This is a genomic window from Roseibium sp., from assembly GCF_048261595.1.
Taxonomy (GTDB): Bacteria; Pseudomonadota; Alphaproteobacteria; order Rhizobiales; family Stappiaceae; genus Roseibium.
This window is the reverse complement of sequence record NZ_JBLXFW010000005.1, coordinates 66,539-83,666: the sequence shown is the minus strand read 5'-3', so window position 1 is coordinate 83,666 and position 17,128 is coordinate 66,539. Positions and strand designations below refer to the sequence as shown.

The following is a 17,128-nucleotide window of genomic DNA, read 5'->3' as shown; positions in this document are numbered from 1 at the left end:
GATCATGAAGACAGGACTGGCAGCTAAACTCGGCAAGGACGAACAAGCGGGCAAGCACCCCTATATCCGTCCAAAGGATGCTGCCACCCTGCTCATTCTGGACGGCAAGGGCAAGGACACGCGGGTCCTGATGGGGCGGCGCCACATGCGCCACACCTTCATGCCCGGAAAGTTCGTGTTTCCAGGCGGGCGTCTTGACCCGTCCGATTCACGCATTTCCCTTGCGCATGGCTATCACCCGGTTGTCGAGGAAAAGCTCGCCGATCGGCTGAAAGGGCCGCGCAGCGAAGCGCGTGTGCGTGCGTTCGCCTTGGCCGCAATACGTGAGACCTTCGAGGAAGCCGGCCTCTTCATCGGCCGCAAGGCGGAGGCTGAAGAGAACCTGCGTCTGGGCAAGGGCTTTCAGGAGTTCATCGAACATGGCGTCCTGCCCGACCTCGGCCCCTTGCGGTTCATCGCCCGTGCAATCACGCCGCCGAACCGCTCCCGCCGCTTCGACACCCGCTTCCTAGCCGTGCCGGCCAGCGCCATTGCAGCAAGCCTGCCGGGTGGCACGGGGCCTTCCGGCGAACTGGAGGACATTGCCTGGCTGACACTCGATGAAGCGCGGGCGATGGAGGAACTGCCGATGATCACGCGGCGCATCCTCCAGGACCTTGAAGAGCGCCTGGCGCATGATCCGGAGTTGGCTCCGGATTCGCCGGTTCCCTTCTATTACTACCGCAACGGTGACTTCCAGCGCGAGTATCTCTAGGGCCTCAAACGCTGCGTTCCGGGGATTTGTGCCCCCTGCGACCGGCAACGCTTGACTTTGGCCACGCGATGAGTACTTTGCGCGCTGATTTCGGAAATCTGGGGCAGATTGATCGCCAGCGACCCTGGCCACAAGAACTGTTTGCCCGAACAAACAAAACAGGATCGAAGGCCATGGCCAAGGCGACCACCATCAAGATCAAGCTCCTCTCCACCGCGGACACGGGCTTTTTCTACGTGACCAAGAAGAACTCCCGCACCATGACCGAAAAGATGGTCATGCGGAAGTACGACCCGATTGCGAAGAAGCACGTCGAATTCAAGGAAGCCAAGATCAAGTAATCTTGATCCGAAGCGACCAACAAAAAAGCCCGCCGAATTTCGGCGGGCTTTTTCTTTGCCCGTTTCCGGGCGATCTCAGGAGCCTTACGCGGCAGCAACCTCGTTGAGGAAGAGCTCGACCTCGGACTTGAGCGTGTCGGTCTTGGAGCTCACCTCGCCGGAGGCGGCCAGAACCATCTCCGCGGAGGTGGAGGTGCGGGTCACCGCGTCGGAGAGCTTGGTCATGCTGGAAGACACGGATGTGGTGCCCATGGCCGCCCGCTGGACGTTCTGGGAGATCTCGGTCGTTGCAGCACCCTGCTCGTCGACGGCCGCGGCGATCGTGGTGGTGTAGTTGTTCACCTCTTCCATGATCTCGGTGATCTCGGCAATCGCCTGAACCGATTCCTTGGTCGCGCCCTGGATCGCGGCGATCTGCGCACCGATTTCCTCGGTAGCCTTGGATGTCTGGGTCGCCAGTTCCTTCACCTCGGCAGCAACGACGGCAAAGCCCTTGCCTGCCTCGCCGGCACGTGCCGCCTCGATGGTAGCGTTCAGGGCCAGGAGGTTGGTCTGCTCGGCGATCGCCTGGATCAGCGTCACGACTTCGCCGATCTTGGTCGCGGAAGCCGCAAGGCTCTCGACCTTCTCGTTCGTCATGCGCGTGCCTTCCGTGGCCCGGCCAACGACTTCCGTGGTCTGCTCGACCTGGCGGGAGATCTCGCCGATGGATGCGGCCAGTTCTTCCGCAGCGCTGGCAACGGTCTGAACGTTCTGTGTCGCCTCGACGGAGCTGCCCTGGGTTTCTTCCGCATAGCCGGAGCTTTCGCGGGCAATGCCGGTGAGGGCTTCTGCGGTCGTGTCGAGGCCACGTGCAGTCTCGCCAACAGATTCCAGCAGTGTTTCAACCGTCGTGCGGAAGCCGCCGATCAGCTGCTCGATACGCTGCTGACGCACGGTCGATGCTGCCTCGGTTTCGCTCTGCTGACGCTCGAACTCGGAGCGCTCCAGCGACTTCAGCTTCAGCGTGCTGACCGCCTGAGCCATCTGGCCGATTTGATCGGTACGCTCGGTATAGGGCACCTCGACCTCAAGCTCGTCTTCGGCGATGCGACCGGTGATCTTGGCCAGCTGCGTGATCGGGCGCAGCAGGAAGCCAATCATGAACATCGTCACGACAATGGCGACCAAAACGACCGGAGCGACCAGCATGGCAAACTTGGTCATCAGTTCCGACACGTTTGCCAGGATCGCAGCCTTCTCGACCCCGGCATAAAGAATGCCGATGATCTCGTTCGAGGGCGTGAAGATCGGCTGGTAGATCGTGTAGTAATCCTTGCCGAGGATAGTCGCCTGGCCCTGGAAAGTCTTACCTTGGGTCACGACCGGGTAGACGGCACCCTTCTGGCCCAGCGGCGTACCGACGGCACGGTTTCCATCCGGCTTGATGATGTTCGTGGTCTTGCGCCAGAAATCCTTGGTCTCCGGATCCCAGGCAAAGATGGTTGCAGTCTCGCCAGTCATGCGTCCGATCGAATCGATCAGCTCATGGGACGTGAACTCCGGCAGGCCTGCAATTTCGATCCTGGAAACATTGCCGTTGGCGCTCCAGGAAACCTTCACGCCTTCGACGCGCTCGTTTAGCAACGTGGCCGCGACGCGCAGGTTGACGTCTTGCTTTGCCGTAGCGTTCTCCGACGCCTGATTGCTTGCGACGGAATAGACGATCCAGCCGACGACAACCATCGATATCGTCAGAAATGCTCCGCTCGCAACTGCCATTGCAGTTGTGATCTTCATATTGGAAATAAAACGTGTCATGGGACCCCACAGCGAATAGGTTCTGCGCGAGTTTTGCCCCTTCGTTATTAATTACCAGTAAATAGGGTAAACCTGATAATTACTGTCATATTTTATGGCAAACTGTCAGGAATACCGGTGCCATGAACCGGATCATCAGCTTGCTTCCGCTAGGAAAGTGCGATCTGCAATGGATTGTGACTCTGGGGAACCCAGTGAAGAGGTGGCCGGTGGGAAACAAGCATTCGAGGAGGCCACTCTTCGGCTTGGTTCCCTACCGGCCTGCCCCACGGACCCAGGAGATGCGGCGGACCTGAGCGCTCCGTAGGGAAATCTGTCGTTTGAGGCAGATGCGCCTGAACGGCAAAAGCCCCTTCAAACGTGGGGTCACCCTACAAGAGCGGTGCAGGAAATCAACACAAACAGGGGATTTTGCACAAAGGGTATCGGTTCTTAGTAAATTCGTAACCTTAACATGCAGAACCCATCACCCAAGCCATCACGCACATCCGAAACAGTGCAATTTCTCCGGGAAATGCATTCGGATTTCCGGACGGCTGCTGAATGAGACGCAATGCAGAACGCAGCCCCGAAATCAAACCATGGCACCGCCGGAACTCTCGGCGGACACCCGCTCAGATCGTCTTCAATCGCCCAGATAGGTTCGAACGGTCTCGAGGAAACGGGCAACGGAAATCGGCTTGGAAATATAGGCCTCACATCCACCCTGGCGAATGCGTTCCTCATCCCCCTTCATGGCGAAGGCGGTAACAGCGATCACCGGGATCGTGCACAGGTCGTCGTCTTCCTTGATCCACTTCGTCACTTCCAGTCCGGAGACCTCCGGCAGCTGGATGTCCATCAGGATCAGATCCGGCCGGTGCTGACGGGCGAGTTCCAACGCCTCGATCCCCGTTCTGGTCTGCAGCGTATCGTAGCCGTGCGCCTCGAGCAGATCATGAAACAGTTTCATGTTCAGCTCGTTGTCTTCCACGATAAGCACGGTTTTCGCCATTGCTCGGCCCTTTTGATCCGGCTCCCGGCCGGGAAAATGTTCTATGAAGGAATACGCCCGTCAATCGACAGTGGCACCTGCCCCCACTCCGCAGTAATTTTCCTTTTAACGCGGAATCGTTTCGGAAAGGCAAAAATTCACAATGCTGGAAAAGTCGACATCCTCAATGCCCATTGAGAAGGCACAGGAAATTGCCACCGACGCCCTGATCCACCTGACCAGGGACCCGGAACAGGTCGGCCGCTTCCTCGCTGTGTCGGGTATCGGGCCGGAGTCGATTCGCGATGCGGCCGAAGAGCCCGGCTTCCTCGCCGGCGTGCTGGAATTCTACATGGCCGACGAAGCCATGCTGCTTGCCTACTGCGAAAACAGCGGCATCCGCCCGACCATGATCGCAATGGCCCGTTTCGCCCTCGCCGGAGATCCTGCCGACTATGCCTGAACCCCACCCGGCCTCCCGGCACGTTCTGGACCAGATCGAGGCCCTGCCCCGCTCCGACCGTCCGCTGGTGATCTGCGACGTCGATGAAGTCGTGCTGCACCTGATCCCGCATCTGGAGCGCTATCTCGACACGCTGGGACTGGCCTTCCTCAATCACGAATACAAGTTCGCCGGCAACATCGCGCAAAAGGCCGATGGCACGGTCGTGCCCAAGACGCTCGTCAGCCGGCATCTGGCCGACTTTTTCGATGCCGAAAGTCATCGCCAGGAAATGGTGCCCGGCGCGGACCGGGCGCTGCGCCAGATCTCAAAGACCCATGAGGTCATACTTCTGACCAACCTGCCCGGCGGCCACAACAAGCCGATCCGGGAAAAGCTGCTGGCCGGCATGGACATCCCCTATCCGGTGCTGACCAATTCAGGGCCCAAGGGCGGCGCGGTGGCAGCCCTTGCCGGCGGCCGGCCCGCACCGGTCGTCTTCATCGACGACAGTCCGACGAACCATTCCTCGGTCAATGCGAGCCTTCCGTCCGCATCGCTGATCCAGTTCATTGCCGATGAGCGCTTTCGGTCGAATGTCGCGCCGGAGCCTCATATCGATCTTCTGACAGGAGACTGGCAGGAAACTGCTGATTTCATCGCCTCTCTTCTGGAAAATGCCTGAAGTTTCGGACAATTCTGGCTCTGGACCAGACGCGGGATCAATCGGCGATAGGTATGGATGACGGGCAAGGATCAGCGCAGCAAGGAAGCGCTTCGGGCAATTCGGCGATATGCCGTGATTGCGCGCGCCGCGCCGCGCCGGGACGCACCCGCTGCCCCTCCTGCGGCAGCCCGCGGCTGCTCCGCCATCCTGAACTCGACCGGCTGACCATCGCCCATATCGACTGCGATGCCTTTTATGCCTCCGTCGAAAAACGCGACAATCCGGAGCTCAGGGATCTCCCGGTCATCGTCGGCGGCGGACAGCGGGGCGTCGTCTCGACCTGCTGCTATATTGCCCGCATCTACGGCGTGCGCTCCGCCATGCCCATGTTCAAGGCGCTTGAGGCATGCCCCGATGCCGTGGTCATCAAGCCGAACATGGACAAATACGCCGAGGTCGGGCGCGAGATCCGGCGCCGGATGCAGGATCTGACACCGCTTGTCGAGCCGATCTCCATCGACGAGGCCTTTCTCGACCTGACCGGCACCGAGCGACTGCATCATTCGACTGCGGCGGAAACCCTGGTCCGCTTCGTCCTCGATCTGGAAGCGGACATCGGCATCAGTGCATCGGTCGGTCTTGCCCCCAACAAGTTTCTCGCAAAGCTTGCCTCCGACCTGGAAAAACCCCGCGGCTTTTCGGTGATCGGCGCCGAGGAAGCAAAGACCTTCCTCGCCGACAAGCCGGTCGGGATGATCTGGGGTGTCGGCAAGGTCTTCCAGAACACACTCGCCTCAGACGGTATCCGCACCATCGGCCAGCTCCAGACCATGGACCCGGGTGATCTTGCACGTCGCTACGGTTCGATGGGCCTGCGCTTGGCAAAGCTCTGCCACGGCAATGACGACCGGCATGTCACGCCGTCGCGCGGCGCCAAGAGCGTCAGCGCGGAAACGACCTTCAACACCGATATTGCCAGCTTCGAAAAACTTCGCCCGATCCTTCTCGATCTGTCCGAAAAGGTCTCCCGGCGGCTCAAGGCGAAGGACATTGCCGGCCGAACGGTAACCCTCAAACTCAAGACTGACACTTTCAAGACCATCACCCGCGCGCGGCAACTCGCCGATCCGACGGTGCTCGCAGATCGCATTTTCAGGGCTGGTGTGGAGCTTCTGGAAAAGGAAACAGACGGCCGGCGCTTCCGCCTTGTCGGCATTGGTGTCGGTGACCTCACGCCCGCAGACCAGGCCGACCCGATGGATCTGGTCGACGAAGGTGCAGGCCGGCGAAAGCAGGCTGAGCTTGCAATGGACAAGCTAAGGGCGAAATACGGCAAGACCGCCGTCGAACGCGGATTGCTGCATGAGGAACGGCTGAAAAAACTGCCGAAGGAAAACTGACCCGCCGAGCCGAATAGCTCAGTTGGTGCAGGCCGTTTCCTCGTAGAGCTCCAGATCGCTGAGGGAGCCGCGGATCGAGAAGTCGCCGTAGTCCAGCGCGAGCTGGCGGCTGATACCGTTCTCGTAAAGCAGGAAGGAGAGCTGGTAGGCCGGCGTTTCCTCGCCGCCGTCCGCGTTTTCCGGATCAAAATAGGCAATCGTGACCGGCCAATGGGTCACGGCGGGAAGCTCGGACAGATCCGTCTCCTGCCAATCGGGATCCGTTGCTCCCACACCATCATGAGCGGCCCCGATTACCGTCGTGGTAGAATAGACCTTGTCGCCTGTCTCTGAGCCATCGAAGACCTCGGCAGCAAGAAAAGCCTCGCCCTGACGAGCCGCTTCGATGATCTTGCGCAGGTGGACAGTGGGGAACAGTGTCGACTGGTCGATCTCGAACTCGCGATTTTCAGGATCCTGTAGCGAGACGGTCTTTGTCTTGCCATCGTCCTTCGCAGTGCCGCGGGTCGCTTCAACCTGTTTCTGGTCAACGAAGGTCTTGGACAGGAACTGGAACGAGTTGCCCTGCCCGCCCTCGTAGGAAGAAGTGCGCAGGTCGGTTATCTGCGAGCCGCCCTCTGCGCCGACGAACTCGGTGACGAAGCGGAATGAAATGCTGTAGCCCTCGCAGGAACTGCCGGAGAAATCATAGACCATCCGTCCGGACAGGGCGGCAACCCCGGAGCGCTCGTCCGCCTCCATCAGCTCCATGTCATAGACCGCGCGATGAGGAACGAGCCCGACGCCGGGACCGGCGTGGGCCGGCCCGCTCGCTGCCAGCAGTGCTGCAACTTGAGCCACGACCGCGCCGCGCGCCAGAGTTCGAAGGCCCAGCATTTTTATCTCCACCCACTCCCATGTCTTCCAATCAAAGACATGGCACCACAAACATTCATGACAGTTTAGGCCTTTCAACTCAGCGCCGCCAGACCCGCCGGCGGAGATTCCGGTGAACTGTTCGCCACTCCGATCAAGGTCGGGTTTAGCCTTGCAGCACCGGGCTATTTACGCCAAGAGATTGTGACATTGTCGTTTTCAGGAGTCGTGCCATGAGCCAAACCATCGAAGCCCGCCTCGCCGATCTTGGCGTCACTCTGCCGACACCCGCCGCGCCGGCGGCGAACTATGTGCCCTTCGTACGTTCAGGCAATCAGCTCTTCATTTCCGGCCAGCTACCGATGGGCCCCGAGGGTCTGCAGTATGTCGGCAAGCTTGGCGCCGACCTTTCCGTGAAGGACGGCAAGAGCGCGGCAAAGCTTTGCGCAATCAACCTTCTGGCTCAGGCAAAGGCCGCCACCGGCGACCTGGAAAAGGTCGTCCGCCTGGTCAAGCTGGTCGGCTTCGTCAATTCCACCGGCGATTTCACCCAGCAGCCGCAGGTGATCAACGGCGCGTCCGATTTCATGGTCGAGGTTCTCGGCGACAAGGGCCGCCACGCACGTTCGGCCGTCAGTGCGGCTTCCCTGCCCTTTGGCGCAGGCGTGGAAATCGAGGCTATCTTCGAACTTGCCTGATCTGCGTCACGCAGATTTCATCCAGATCGGGTGAATTGCGCCCTATCCTTCGTCAAACCGGCGAGTCGTCTGAACGGCGCTCGCTCCCGTCCTGTCAGTCGAGTGTTCCATGGCCGACGTCTCTTCCTTCCTCGCACGCCCGATCGCCCATCGTGGATTTCATGACGCATCTGAAGGGCGCATCGAAAACACGCCAAGCGCTGTCAGCGCCGCGGTTGACCACAACTTCGCCATCGAGGTGGATGTGCAGGAGACCGCCGACGGAGAGGCGCTGGTCTTCCATGACTACACGCTTGATCGCCTCGCCCAGGGGAGCGGATCCGTTATCCAGATGACATCGGCGGATCTCGTCCGCATTCCGATGAAGACCGGAACGGACAACCTTTGGCTGCTCCAGGACCTGTTCGATCTTGTTGACGCCAAGGTCCCGCTGGTCATCGAGATCAAGTCCCGGCTCAGGCCCGGCGCGCAAGCCGATTTCGTCCGGCGCGTGGTCGATCAGGTTGCCGCTTATCGAGGTCCTGCCTGCATCAAGTCTTTCGACCCGGACATGCTGTCAGTCGCCCGCGCCCACAATCCGGATGTCATTCGCGGCATTGTCGCCGACGCCACCCGCCCGGAAGAGGAATACATTCGCTTCACCCGGATGGAGCGGTTCATCCTGCGTCATATGCTGCACATTCCTCGCACGCGCCCGCATTTCATTTCCTACGGCATCCGGGATCTGCCCAGCATTGCCCCGCGCATCTGGCGATCTGTCTTCGGCCTCCCGGTGATGACATGGACCGTGCGCACGGAAGATCAGCGTCATCGCGCAGCGCTTTTTGCCGACCAGATCGTGTTCGAAGGCTTCAATCCGGACGCCTGATTTTTGATCACCCTTCCGGCTCTTGCCCCTTGTCCGGTGCCGTTGGCGCATTACACTGAAGGCATGCCTGACATTCTTCGCGAGACCGCCTGATGCAGAACCCGGACGATCAGGACGGCGAAACCGCGCCCCAAAGCGTATCTATCAAGATCCTGTCCTCGCTCGACGACATTTCGCCGGAAGCCTGGGACAGTGTCGCCAATCCCGGCTGGCTGCAAACGCCCTCCGGCGGCTTCACGCCGGATCCGGAACTTGAACGCCAACGTGAACTGATTGAATCAGTTTCGCAGGAGCCTGAATCATTTTCTCAAACCGCTCCCTATAACCCCTTCCTGTCACACGCCTTTTTGCAAAGCCTCGAGGAAGCCGGATGCGCGAGCGCGGAAACCGGATGGATGCCCCGGCACCTGGTTCTGGAAGGCGCAGGCAATGCAGCTCTGGGGGCAGTGCCTGCCTATCTGAAAAGTCACAGCCAGGGCGAATACGTCTTTGATCACGGCTGGGCGGACGCTTTCTATCGGGCAGGCGGCGACTATTACCCGAAGCTCCAGATCTCGGTGCCCTTTACCCCCGCCACCGGACCGCGATTTCTGGCGTCGCCAGCCGTCGACAGGACGAGCGGCATGCAGGCCCTCGCCTCCGGGCTCGTCGAAGTCTGCAAACGGTCCGGTGCCTCATCCGTTCACGCGACATTCCTGACCCGGGAGGAATGGGAAAAGCTCGGCGAGATCGGCTATCTGCAGAGGACCGATCAGCAATTCCATTTCGAAAATCCCGGATACGAAAGCTTCGACGACTTCCTGAGCGCCCTTGCTTCTCGCAAGCGCAAGGCGATCCGGAAGGAACGCGCACAAGCCGTCAGCGCCGGCATCGAGATCGAATGGGTGACCGGCAGCGACCTGACCGAGACCCATTGGGACGCCTTCTACGATTTCTACATGGATACCGGCAGCCGCAAATGGGGCCGGCCATATCTCAACAGGCAGTTCTTTTCCCTGATCGGCGAGCGCATGGCTGAGCAGATCCTGCTGGTCATGGCCAAGCGCGACGGCCGCTATATTGCCGGCGCGCTCAATTTCATCGGCTCGGAAACCCTGTTTGGCCGCAACTGGGGATGCACCGAACACCATCCGTTCCTGCATTTCGAACTTTGCTATTACCAGGCCATCGAGTTCGCCATTTCCCGAAAGCTGGCGAGAGTGGAAGCCGGCGCGCAAGGCGCCCACAAGCTGGCACGCGGCTATCTGCCGTCGACAACCTATTCGGCACACTGGATCGCACATCCCGGCCTCAGGGATGCCGTTGCCGACTATCTCGACCGGGAACGCGCGGCGATCTCGGAAGAAAACAGACTATTGAGCGAGCACTCGCCGTTTCGGAAGCAAGACTGAGCCTTCTCGCACCAGACCTGAATCAACTCGCCAACCGTCACCCTCAAGCCCTTGGGTCCGCGACGGTTTTTCGCGTTCTTGAATCAGTTTCTTAAAGGCACCCCGGACCGGCTCGCGGATCGGTGCAAGACCCTGCGTACCGGTCGCGGCCTCTTCTCCCTTGGCCTCATCATTCGGACTGGCTAATGTCGCGTTCACGGGCGGCCAGCGCCGCCACCTCGACGACCTCACATCAACGTCTGCAATTTGCCGAGTACGGGAACCAGCCATGAGCGCCGCCTACGACGACCAGAATGTTTTTGCCAAGATCCTGCGCGGGGAGCTGCCGAGCCATACGGTCTACGAAGACGACAAGACGCGCGTGATCATGGACATCATGCCCCGCGGCGACGGCCATGTCCTCGTTATTCCGAAGGCGCCCTCCCGCAATATCCTGGATATCGCTCCGGAAGACCTCGCCGCCGTCATCGCAACCGTTCAGAAGATGGCCCGCACCGTGGTCAAGGCATTCGACGCGGACGGAACGACGATCCAGCAGTTCTCCGAACCCGCCGGGGGTCAGATCGTGTTCCACACCCACTTCCATGTCATTCCGCGCTTCGACGACGTGCCGCTGAAGCCCCACACCGGTGAAATGGCGGACAATGACGTCCTTGCAGCAAATGCGGAGAAGATCCGTCACGCGCTCGGCGCCTGAACACCACGCGACCCGCGAACCTTTATACTCCGCAGGGCTTAGCCTTGCGGAGTGCCCGGCAGGCCAAGAAGCAGCCAGCCGGCGATCAGTGCGATTTCACCTGCGACCACACCGACGACCACCTTCTGGCGGCTTGCAAAAAACGCGAGGAAGCCGAAGGCGGCCGCAGAAACACGCAGCCACATGGGCGTCTCGCCCAGCACACCGGTCGGAAACAGGATAAGCTTGGCAATCACCCCGGCCACGAGCGCCGTGGCAACGCAGCGAACCCAGATCAGGAGCTCACCATCCTCGCGAAGCTTGCCGCCCGCAAGAACGCCGATCCAGCGCCAGATATCCGTCGCCAGCCAGCCGGCGACAATGATCATCAGATAGGGCCACCAGGATGCATCGATCATGCCAGGCCCCTCCGCATGAAACGGGTCACGAGGTAGGCCAGGGTTCCCCCCACAAGACCGGTCCAGAGAAGATCAAGCCCCGGCAGATAGACATAGAAAACCGGACCGAGCAGAAGTCCGGCTACCATCGCTCCCTTGTCCGCCGAAAGGCGGGCGGCGCCCCAAAGCGAACACAGGAAGTAGACCGGCGTCAGCAGGAGAAGCGCCCCGGCCATGACCGGCGGCATCTGTTCCACCAGCATGTAGGAAATGCCCGTCATGCAGACGACGAAGCTGTTGAGCGCCACCCCGAACCCGGCGAAAAACGGCAGACGTCCCTCACGCGGCAGGTCCGGCAGGTTCTTCATCGCATAGACCCATGCGGTGACCGCGATAAAATGGGATGCGAGCACAAGCTGCCAGCGCTTCGTCTTGCCCTCCACCTTCATCATCGGCACCAGCGCCATCGTCATGGGCATCAGGCGAACCGAGGCAAGCGCAACTGCGATCGCCGCCGGTATCAGGCCGAGTCCCGATGCGATCCCGCCAGTGAGGACGACGACCGAAGGCAAGGCCCAGACAAGGCCGGTCATCAGCAGCGTTTCGCCAAGCGACAGGCCGCTGGCGCGGGCAAGCCCGGCGTAGCCGACAAAGGCCGCCGTCAGGATCAGCGCCGGAATGGAGATGGCCGCGCGCGCACCCCGCCCCATCCAGACCCTTGCGGGAACCGAAGGTTCGGCAGCTTCAGGCGTGCCCTTGTTTTCGTCTTGTGACATGTTCTGCGGACTTGAGGTCGGCAATTAGGAAGGCTTCCTTACTAATCTCCGCAACCGGCCATGTCAAACGGGGAAGCCGGCGACCGGAGGATGGAAGGAACCGACGACTAGCGATCCTGCAGCGCGAGGCGAAGTCCGAGGCCGCAGTAGATCGTTCCGATCACCCTGCCCTGCCAGCGGATGCTTCTGGCACTGCGCGCGGCGATCCGGCCAAGCGGCCCGGCCAGACAGGCAACCGTCACCGTGCTTACCGTTCCCATGATCACGAACAGAACACCGAGGATCAGAAGTTGGCCTGCGACGGATCCGTTTTCGGGCCGCACGAACTGCGGCAGGAACGCCAGGAAGAACAGGGCGGATTTCGGGTTGAGCACCTCGGCAATCACGGCCTGCCGAAAGGCCCTGCCCATGCTGACATCTTCGACCCGCACGACCTCGCCTGCACCCGAGCGTTCAAAAAACGCCCGAAGCCCGAGGTAGACGAGATAACCCGCGCCGACATACTTGATCACAAGGAACCAGGTCGCAGACGCATAGATCAGCGCCGACAGACCAAGGACCAGCATCAAGGTGTGGACCAGATCGCCGACTCCAATGCCGAAAGCTGCCGCCAGACCGGCCTTCGTGCCGGACTTGCCCGCCCGCGCCAGCGTCAGTAGAACGGCCGGACCCGGAATAAAAACGAAGCCCAGCAAGACAGCCAGATATGTCCAGAGTGTCGCCTGATCGATCATGATTTCCTCAGTCTGAGGGGAAGAAAACACCTCGCAAGCTACACCGTCTGCTCGCCCATGTCAGCGCCTCCAGGCGCTCACCCACTGCTCTTGAGCAGGCAGAACCGATACTACCAGCACGAATGCCGCCGCAAGGTTTCCCTCCGGCGTTTCATCTGGTCTTGGTCCCGCTCAGGCACGGGGATGGCAGGCGCTGCGGACCCTCGCCCGCTAGCGATTTTGGATTAGGTGGAATATGGCAAGGGCGCTGGCGCCTGCCCGGGCTCCGTTATCCCGTCCGTTCTGGCCTTCCGCCTTTTCTGCTAGCCGGCCGCTGCATGAGGGGGCCGGCATCGCCAGTTGTGAAGACAGCTCCGGACCCGCCACGTGCCCTTTGGCCCCACGCGCGCACTCCGGTTCACGGCCGCGGCCCCGCCCGGTGCGTTACCCCGCACGACGCCTCGAAACCCGGCTCTTCCCCTCGCCCGGCGGTCGGTCCACCGGCAAACCCGCTGTGGGAAGAACACCCCAAGGATACGGCAGGTTCAGGGGACCGGGCGTTCGTTTAATTCAGACAAATGATTTCAATGAGATACGGACGAAGGGCGTTGTATTAGCGTTTTACTCGTTGCCGCAAGCCTTGCCGCAACTCCCCCCTTCATCTGCCGTGCACTAGCACCAGCCAGCATCAACCGGGATCGGCAAAACAAAAAGGGCGCCGTGATGGGCGCCCTTTCGAATTCATGTCTCTTGGTCAATCCGCCAGTGGAACCTTGGGGACCAGGCTCTTCTTCGCCGGGCCTTCCTTGCCGGGACCGTCCTTGCCGGACCTGGAAGCAGTCTCAGCCGCGGCAGCCTTGGCCGGTGCCTTGCGCTTGCGCTTCGGCTTGGCCTTGGTTTCCGCCTTTGGCTTGACCTTCGGCGGCGTTGCCCGCTCCTCGACGCTCTCAAGCAGCAGGCCGGCATTGTCCTCGGAAACGGACACCTTGACCATGCCGCCCTTCTTCAGCTTGCCAAATAGAACCTCGTCGGCGAGCGGCCGCTTGATATGTTCCTGGATCACGCGGCCAAGCGGGCGCGCGCCCATCTGGCTGTCGTATCCCTTGTCTGCAAGCCATTCGGTCGCAGCGTCGGTGAGTTCGAAGGTAACGCCACGATCGGCAAGCTGAACTTCCAGCTGCATGACGAACTTCTCGACCACCTTGTAGACCACTTCCTTCGGCAGGTTGGCGAAGGGGATGATCGCATCGAGGCGGTTTCGGAACTCCGGCGTAAACAGCTTGTTGATCGCCTCGGTGTCCTCGCCTTCCCGCTTCAGGCGGTTGAAGCCGATGGCTTCCTTGGCCATGTCCGACGCACCGGCATTGGTGGTCATGATCAGGATCACATTGCGGAAATCGACCTGCTTGCCGTTGTGGTCGGTCAGCTTGCCGTGGTCCATCACCTGCAACAGGATGTTGAACAGATCCGGATGCGCCTTCTCGATCTCGTCAAGCAGCAGCACGCAGTGTGGATGCTGGTCGACGCCGTCGGTCAGAAGACCGCCCTGATCGAAGCCGACATAGCCCGGAGGCGCGCCGATCAGGCGCGAAACCGTGTGCCGCTCCATGTATTCCGACATGTCGAAACGGATCAGCTCGACGCCGAGAGACGAGGCCAACTGGCGCGCCACCTCCGTCTTGCCGACACCGGTCGGGCCGGAGAACAGGTAGCTGCCGATCGGCTTGTCCGGTTCGCGCAGGCCCGCACGTGCCAGCTTGATAGCAGAAGAAAGGACGTCAATTGCGCTGTCCTGACCGTAGACGACCCGCTTGAGGTCGGTGGCAAGGCTCGAAAGAACCTCCGCATCGTCCTTGGAAACGGTCTTCGGCGGGATGCGGGCCATCGTTGCGATGGTGTTCTCGATTTCCTTGACGCCGATGGTCTTCCGGCGGCGGGATTCAGGCAACAGCATCTGTGACGCGCCGGTCTCGTCGAGAACGTCGATCGCCTTGTCCGGCAGCTTGCGGTCGGCAATGTACTTCGCCGACAGCTCGACCGCGGTCTTGATCGCATCGTTGGTGTAGCGAACCTTGTGGAAGTCCTCGAAGTAGGGCTTCAGACCCTTCAGGATGTCGATGGCATCCGGGATGGACGGCTCGTTGACGTCGATCTTCTGGAACCGGCGCACCAACGCACGATCCTTCTCGAAGAACTGACGATATTCCTTGTAGGTCGTTGATCCGACGCAGCGAATTGCCCCCGACGCCAACGCCGGCTTGAGCAGGTTCGAGGCATCCATGGCGCCGCCCGAGGTCGCGCCTGCGCCGATCACCGTGTGGATCTCGTCAATGAACATCACCGCGCCCGGATAGTCCTCGATTTCCTTGACCACCTGCTTGAGGCGCTCCTCGAAATCGCCACGATAGCGCGTTCCAGCCAGCAGTGCGCCCATGTCGAGCGAGAAGATCGTGGCACCGCGCAAGACGTCCGGCACGTCACCTTCGACAATGCGAAGCGCGAGGCCCTCGGCAATGGCGGTCTTGCCCACACCCGGATCGCCGACGAAGAGCGGATTGTTCTTCGAGCGGCGGCAGAGGATCTGGATCGTGCGCGAGATCTCGCTGTCACGGCCGATGAGCGGGTCGATCTTGCCTTTGGCGGCCTTCTCGTTGAGGTTGACGCAATAAGCCTCGAGGGCATCGGTCTTCGACTTCGCCTTCGGCTCCTCGGAGCTTCCCTGAATGGCTTCCTCTTCCTCCGCACCGTCGACATGACGGGTTTCAGACATGCCCGGGCGCTTTGCGATGCCGTGGGAGATGTAATTGACCGCGTCGTAGCGGGTCATGTCCTGATCCTGCAGGAAGTAGGCCGCATGGCTTTCCCGCTCGGCAAAGATGGCAACCAGGACATTGGCCCCGGTTACTTCCTCCCGGCCCGACGACTGGACATGGATCACCGCGCGCTGAATGACGCGCTGGAAACCCGCCGTCGGCTTGGAATCCTCCTCGCCATCGGTAACGAGGTTTTCAAGCTCGGTCTCGATATATTCAACGAGATTGCGGCGGATGGTGTCGAGATCGACGTTGCAGGCGCGCATGACAGCGGCCGCATCCTGATCATCAAGCAGAGCGAGCAGCAAATGCTCGAGCGTGGCGTATTCCTGCTGTCGCTCATTGGCGAAGGCAAGGGCCTGATGGAGAGCTTTCTCGAGACTACGCGAAAATGACGGCACGTGCGATATCCTTCATTTTTTCTCCATAACGCACTGCAGCGGGTGCTGGTGCTTACGGGCGAAATCCATGACTTGCGTCACTTTGGTCTCGGCGACTTCGTAGGAATAAATCCCGCATTCCCCGACACCGTGATGATGGACATGCAACATGATCCGGGTCGCCTCTTCCCTATTCTTCTGGAAGAAACTTTCCACGACATGAATCACGAATTCCATCGGAGTGTAGTCGTCGTTGAGGAGCAAAACCCGATAGAGGTTCGGGCGCTTGGTAACCGTCTTCGTCCTGGTGACAACGACGGTTCCGGAATCTCCATCGTCAAAATCAGCGCCGCCAGCCATTTCCAAGCCTATAGTCCTCGATTTCGTATCCGTCACACAGTCTACCAATCGCAGCGATTCAGTAAAAGCCTGAAGCCGGTATTGCGCCCAAAATCCGCATCAGATTGAAAAGACACCTGACCCGCCGATTTCAGCGACCGCCCTGCCAAGGCTGATGGGTGATTTGCTGGAACGAGCGGACCGGTACCCGGCGGCCCTCCAACACTGTCACTGTTTGATGTAGGTCGGCGGTTTGCGAATTAAAGGCTCGGAAGGGAGGGAAGTCCCGGATCGCAGAAGTTTGACTGCATCTGCAGCGGCCAACCCGAGAAAGATGCCATCGAAACGGCAGCACGCCACCGGACTGGTCCGAAGCACCCGGACACGAAAAAACCCGGCTCGCATGCGAACCGGGTTCAAATTTCAGGCAGGCGCGTCTCGGCGCACCTGACGGGCAAAGCTGTTACTTGCCCATCTTGCCCAGCATGCCTTCGTAAGGCTTGTAGACGTCCTTGGACAGGTCCGAATACATTTCGCCAAGCTTGGTCATCTCGCCGACGAAGCCTTCGTAGGCCGACTTGAAATATTCGCTCTGGGCCTCGAATGCCTTGTCGATGGACTTCGATGCGACGACCTTCTCGATCGCGGCAGAGCCCTCTTCGAAAGACTTCTTCTGGTAATCCGCCACTTCAGCGGCGATTGCCTGAAGACCCTTGGAAACAGACCCGAAGCTTTCCATGGCGATGTCCATGTTGTCTTTGCTCAGCTTCTGGATCTCGTCAAAATTGTTCAGCATTACAGGAGCCCTTCATACCAGCCGATCGTATCTCCCCCTCCGCCTGGA

General features: G+C 60.4%; 18 protein-coding genes. 9 read left to right on the top strand and 9 right to left on the bottom strand.

Annotated features, from left to right (window positions below; all coding sequences use genetic code 11):
* The first annotated feature begins 4 nt into the window (after positions 1 to 4).
* Positions 5 to 754, top strand: coding sequence for an NUDIX hydrolase (locus ACN0SY_RS16195; RefSeq protein WP_417688925.1), 750 nt, complete (start codon positions 5 to 7; stop codon positions 752 to 754).
* Between the two features lie 173 nt (positions 755 to 927).
* Positions 928 to 1,095 carry a 50S ribosomal protein L33 gene (gene rpmG / locus ACN0SY_RS16190; RefSeq protein ID WP_417688921.1) on the top strand — a complete coding sequence of 56 codons (168 nt, stop codon included), beginning with the start codon at positions 928 to 930 and terminating at the stop codon, positions 1,093 to 1,095.
* A gap of 84 nt (positions 1,096 to 1,179) precedes the next feature.
* On the opposite strand, the gene ACN0SY_RS16185 is transcribed toward rpmG, so the two are convergent.
* Positions 1,180 to 2,895, bottom strand: a complete 1,716-nt coding sequence (locus ACN0SY_RS16185) for a methyl-accepting chemotaxis protein (protein WP_417688919.1) — start codon at positions 2,893 to 2,895, stop codon at positions 1,180 to 1,182.
* A 625-nt stretch (positions 2,896 to 3,520) separates the two neighbouring features.
* Positions 3,521 to 3,889, bottom strand: a complete 369-nt coding sequence (locus ACN0SY_RS16180) for a response regulator (protein ID WP_417688917.1) — start codon at positions 3,887 to 3,889, stop codon at positions 3,521 to 3,523.
* Between the two features lie 166 nt (positions 3,890 to 4,055).
* Here ACN0SY_RS16180 and ACN0SY_RS16175 point away from each other — a divergent pair, with 166 nt between their 5' ends.
* The 3 genes from ACN0SY_RS16175 to ACN0SY_RS16165 are packed head-to-tail and all read left to right on the top strand — an operon-like array spanning position 4,056 to position 6,377.
* The gene (locus tag ACN0SY_RS16175) at positions 4,056 to 4,331 is read left to right on the top strand and encodes a DUF3572 domain-containing protein (protein WP_417688915.1); all 276 of its coding nucleotides are present in this window, start codon (positions 4,056 to 4,058) and stop codon (positions 4,329 to 4,331) included.
* Positions 4,324 to 4,995: a hypothetical protein gene (locus ACN0SY_RS16170; protein ID WP_417688913.1), complete on the top strand. Its 672-nt coding sequence runs from the start codon at positions 4,324 to 4,326 to the stop codon at positions 4,993 to 4,995. Before ACN0SY_RS16175 ends, ACN0SY_RS16170 begins: the two co-directional genes overlap by 8 nt.
* A 53-nt stretch (positions 4,996 to 5,048) precedes the next feature.
* Positions 5,049 to 6,377 carry a DNA polymerase IV gene (locus ACN0SY_RS16165; protein ID WP_417688911.1) on the top strand — a complete coding sequence of 443 codons (1,329 nt, stop codon included), beginning with the start codon at positions 5,049 to 5,051 and terminating at the stop codon, positions 6,375 to 6,377.
* 18 nt (positions 6,378 to 6,395) lie between these two features.
* Here ACN0SY_RS16165 and ACN0SY_RS16160 read toward each other — a convergent pair whose 3' ends face one another.
* On the bottom strand, positions 6,396 to 7,253 hold the full coding sequence (locus ACN0SY_RS16160) for a cell envelope integrity EipB family protein (RefSeq protein ID WP_417688909.1): 858 nt from the start codon (positions 7,251 to 7,253) through the stop codon (positions 6,396 to 6,398).
* Between the two features lie 212 nt (positions 7,254 to 7,465).
* Here ACN0SY_RS16160 and ACN0SY_RS16155 point away from each other — a divergent pair, with 212 nt between their 5' ends.
* From ACN0SY_RS16155 to ACN0SY_RS16140, 4 genes are all read left to right on the top strand, one after another.
* Positions 7,466 to 7,930, top strand: a complete 465-nt coding sequence (locus ACN0SY_RS16155) for a RidA family protein (RefSeq protein ID WP_417688907.1) — start codon at positions 7,466 to 7,468, stop codon at positions 7,928 to 7,930.
* A gap of 109 nt (positions 7,931 to 8,039) precedes the next feature.
* The gene (locus tag ACN0SY_RS16150) at positions 8,040 to 8,798 is read left to right on the top strand and encodes a glycerophosphodiester phosphodiesterase family protein (protein WP_417688905.1); all 759 of its coding nucleotides are present in this window, start codon (positions 8,040 to 8,042) and stop codon (positions 8,796 to 8,798) included.
* 92 nt (positions 8,799 to 8,890) lie between these two features.
* Positions 8,891 to 10,189: a GNAT family N-acetyltransferase gene (locus ACN0SY_RS16145; RefSeq protein WP_417688903.1), complete on the top strand. Its 1,299-nt coding sequence runs from the start codon at positions 8,891 to 8,893 to the stop codon at positions 10,187 to 10,189.
* 268 nt (positions 10,190 to 10,457) lie between these two features.
* Positions 10,458 to 10,886 carry an HIT family protein gene (locus tag ACN0SY_RS16140; RefSeq protein WP_417688901.1) on the top strand — a complete coding sequence of 143 codons (429 nt, stop codon included), beginning with the start codon at positions 10,458 to 10,460 and terminating at the stop codon, positions 10,884 to 10,886.
* A gap of 38 nt (positions 10,887 to 10,924) precedes the next feature.
* Here the strand turns inward: ACN0SY_RS16140 and ACN0SY_RS16135 are convergent, their stop codons facing one another.
* The 6 genes from ACN0SY_RS16135 to ACN0SY_RS16110 form a co-directional block, all read right to left on the bottom strand.
* Positions 10,925 to 11,284 carry an AzlD domain-containing protein gene (locus ACN0SY_RS16135; protein WP_417688899.1) on the bottom strand — a complete coding sequence of 120 codons (360 nt, stop codon included), beginning with the start codon at positions 11,282 to 11,284 and terminating at the stop codon, positions 10,925 to 10,927.
* Complete coding sequence (locus ACN0SY_RS16130; protein WP_417688897.1) at positions 11,281 to 12,039, bottom strand: AzlC family ABC transporter permease; 759 nt, start codon at positions 12,037 to 12,039, stop codon at positions 11,281 to 11,283. Before ACN0SY_RS16130 ends, ACN0SY_RS16135 begins: the two co-directional genes overlap by 4 nt.
* Positions 12,040 to 12,146: 107 nt before the next feature.
* Positions 12,147 to 12,773 carry a LysE family translocator gene (locus ACN0SY_RS16125; protein ID WP_417688895.1) on the bottom strand — a complete coding sequence of 209 codons (627 nt, stop codon included), beginning with the start codon at positions 12,771 to 12,773 and terminating at the stop codon, positions 12,147 to 12,149.
* A gap of 733 nt (positions 12,774 to 13,506) precedes the next feature.
* Entirely contained in the window at positions 13,507 to 15,966 is a 2,460-nt protein-coding gene (clpA, locus tag ACN0SY_RS16120; protein ID WP_417688893.1) for an ATP-dependent Clp protease ATP-binding subunit ClpA, read from the bottom strand.
* A gap of 12 nt (positions 15,967 to 15,978) precedes the next feature.
* Positions 15,979 to 16,305 carry an ATP-dependent Clp protease adapter ClpS gene (gene clpS, locus ACN0SY_RS16115; protein ID WP_417689329.1) on the bottom strand — a complete coding sequence of 109 codons (327 nt, stop codon included), beginning with the start codon at positions 16,303 to 16,305 and terminating at the stop codon, positions 15,979 to 15,981.
* 442 nt (positions 16,306 to 16,747) lie between these two features.
* The gene (locus ACN0SY_RS16110; RefSeq protein WP_417688891.1) at positions 16,748 to 17,080 is read right to left on the bottom strand and encodes a phasin family protein; all 333 of its coding nucleotides are present in this window, start codon (positions 17,078 to 17,080) and stop codon (positions 16,748 to 16,750) included.
* Between the last annotated feature and the right edge of the window lie 48 nt (positions 17,081 to 17,128).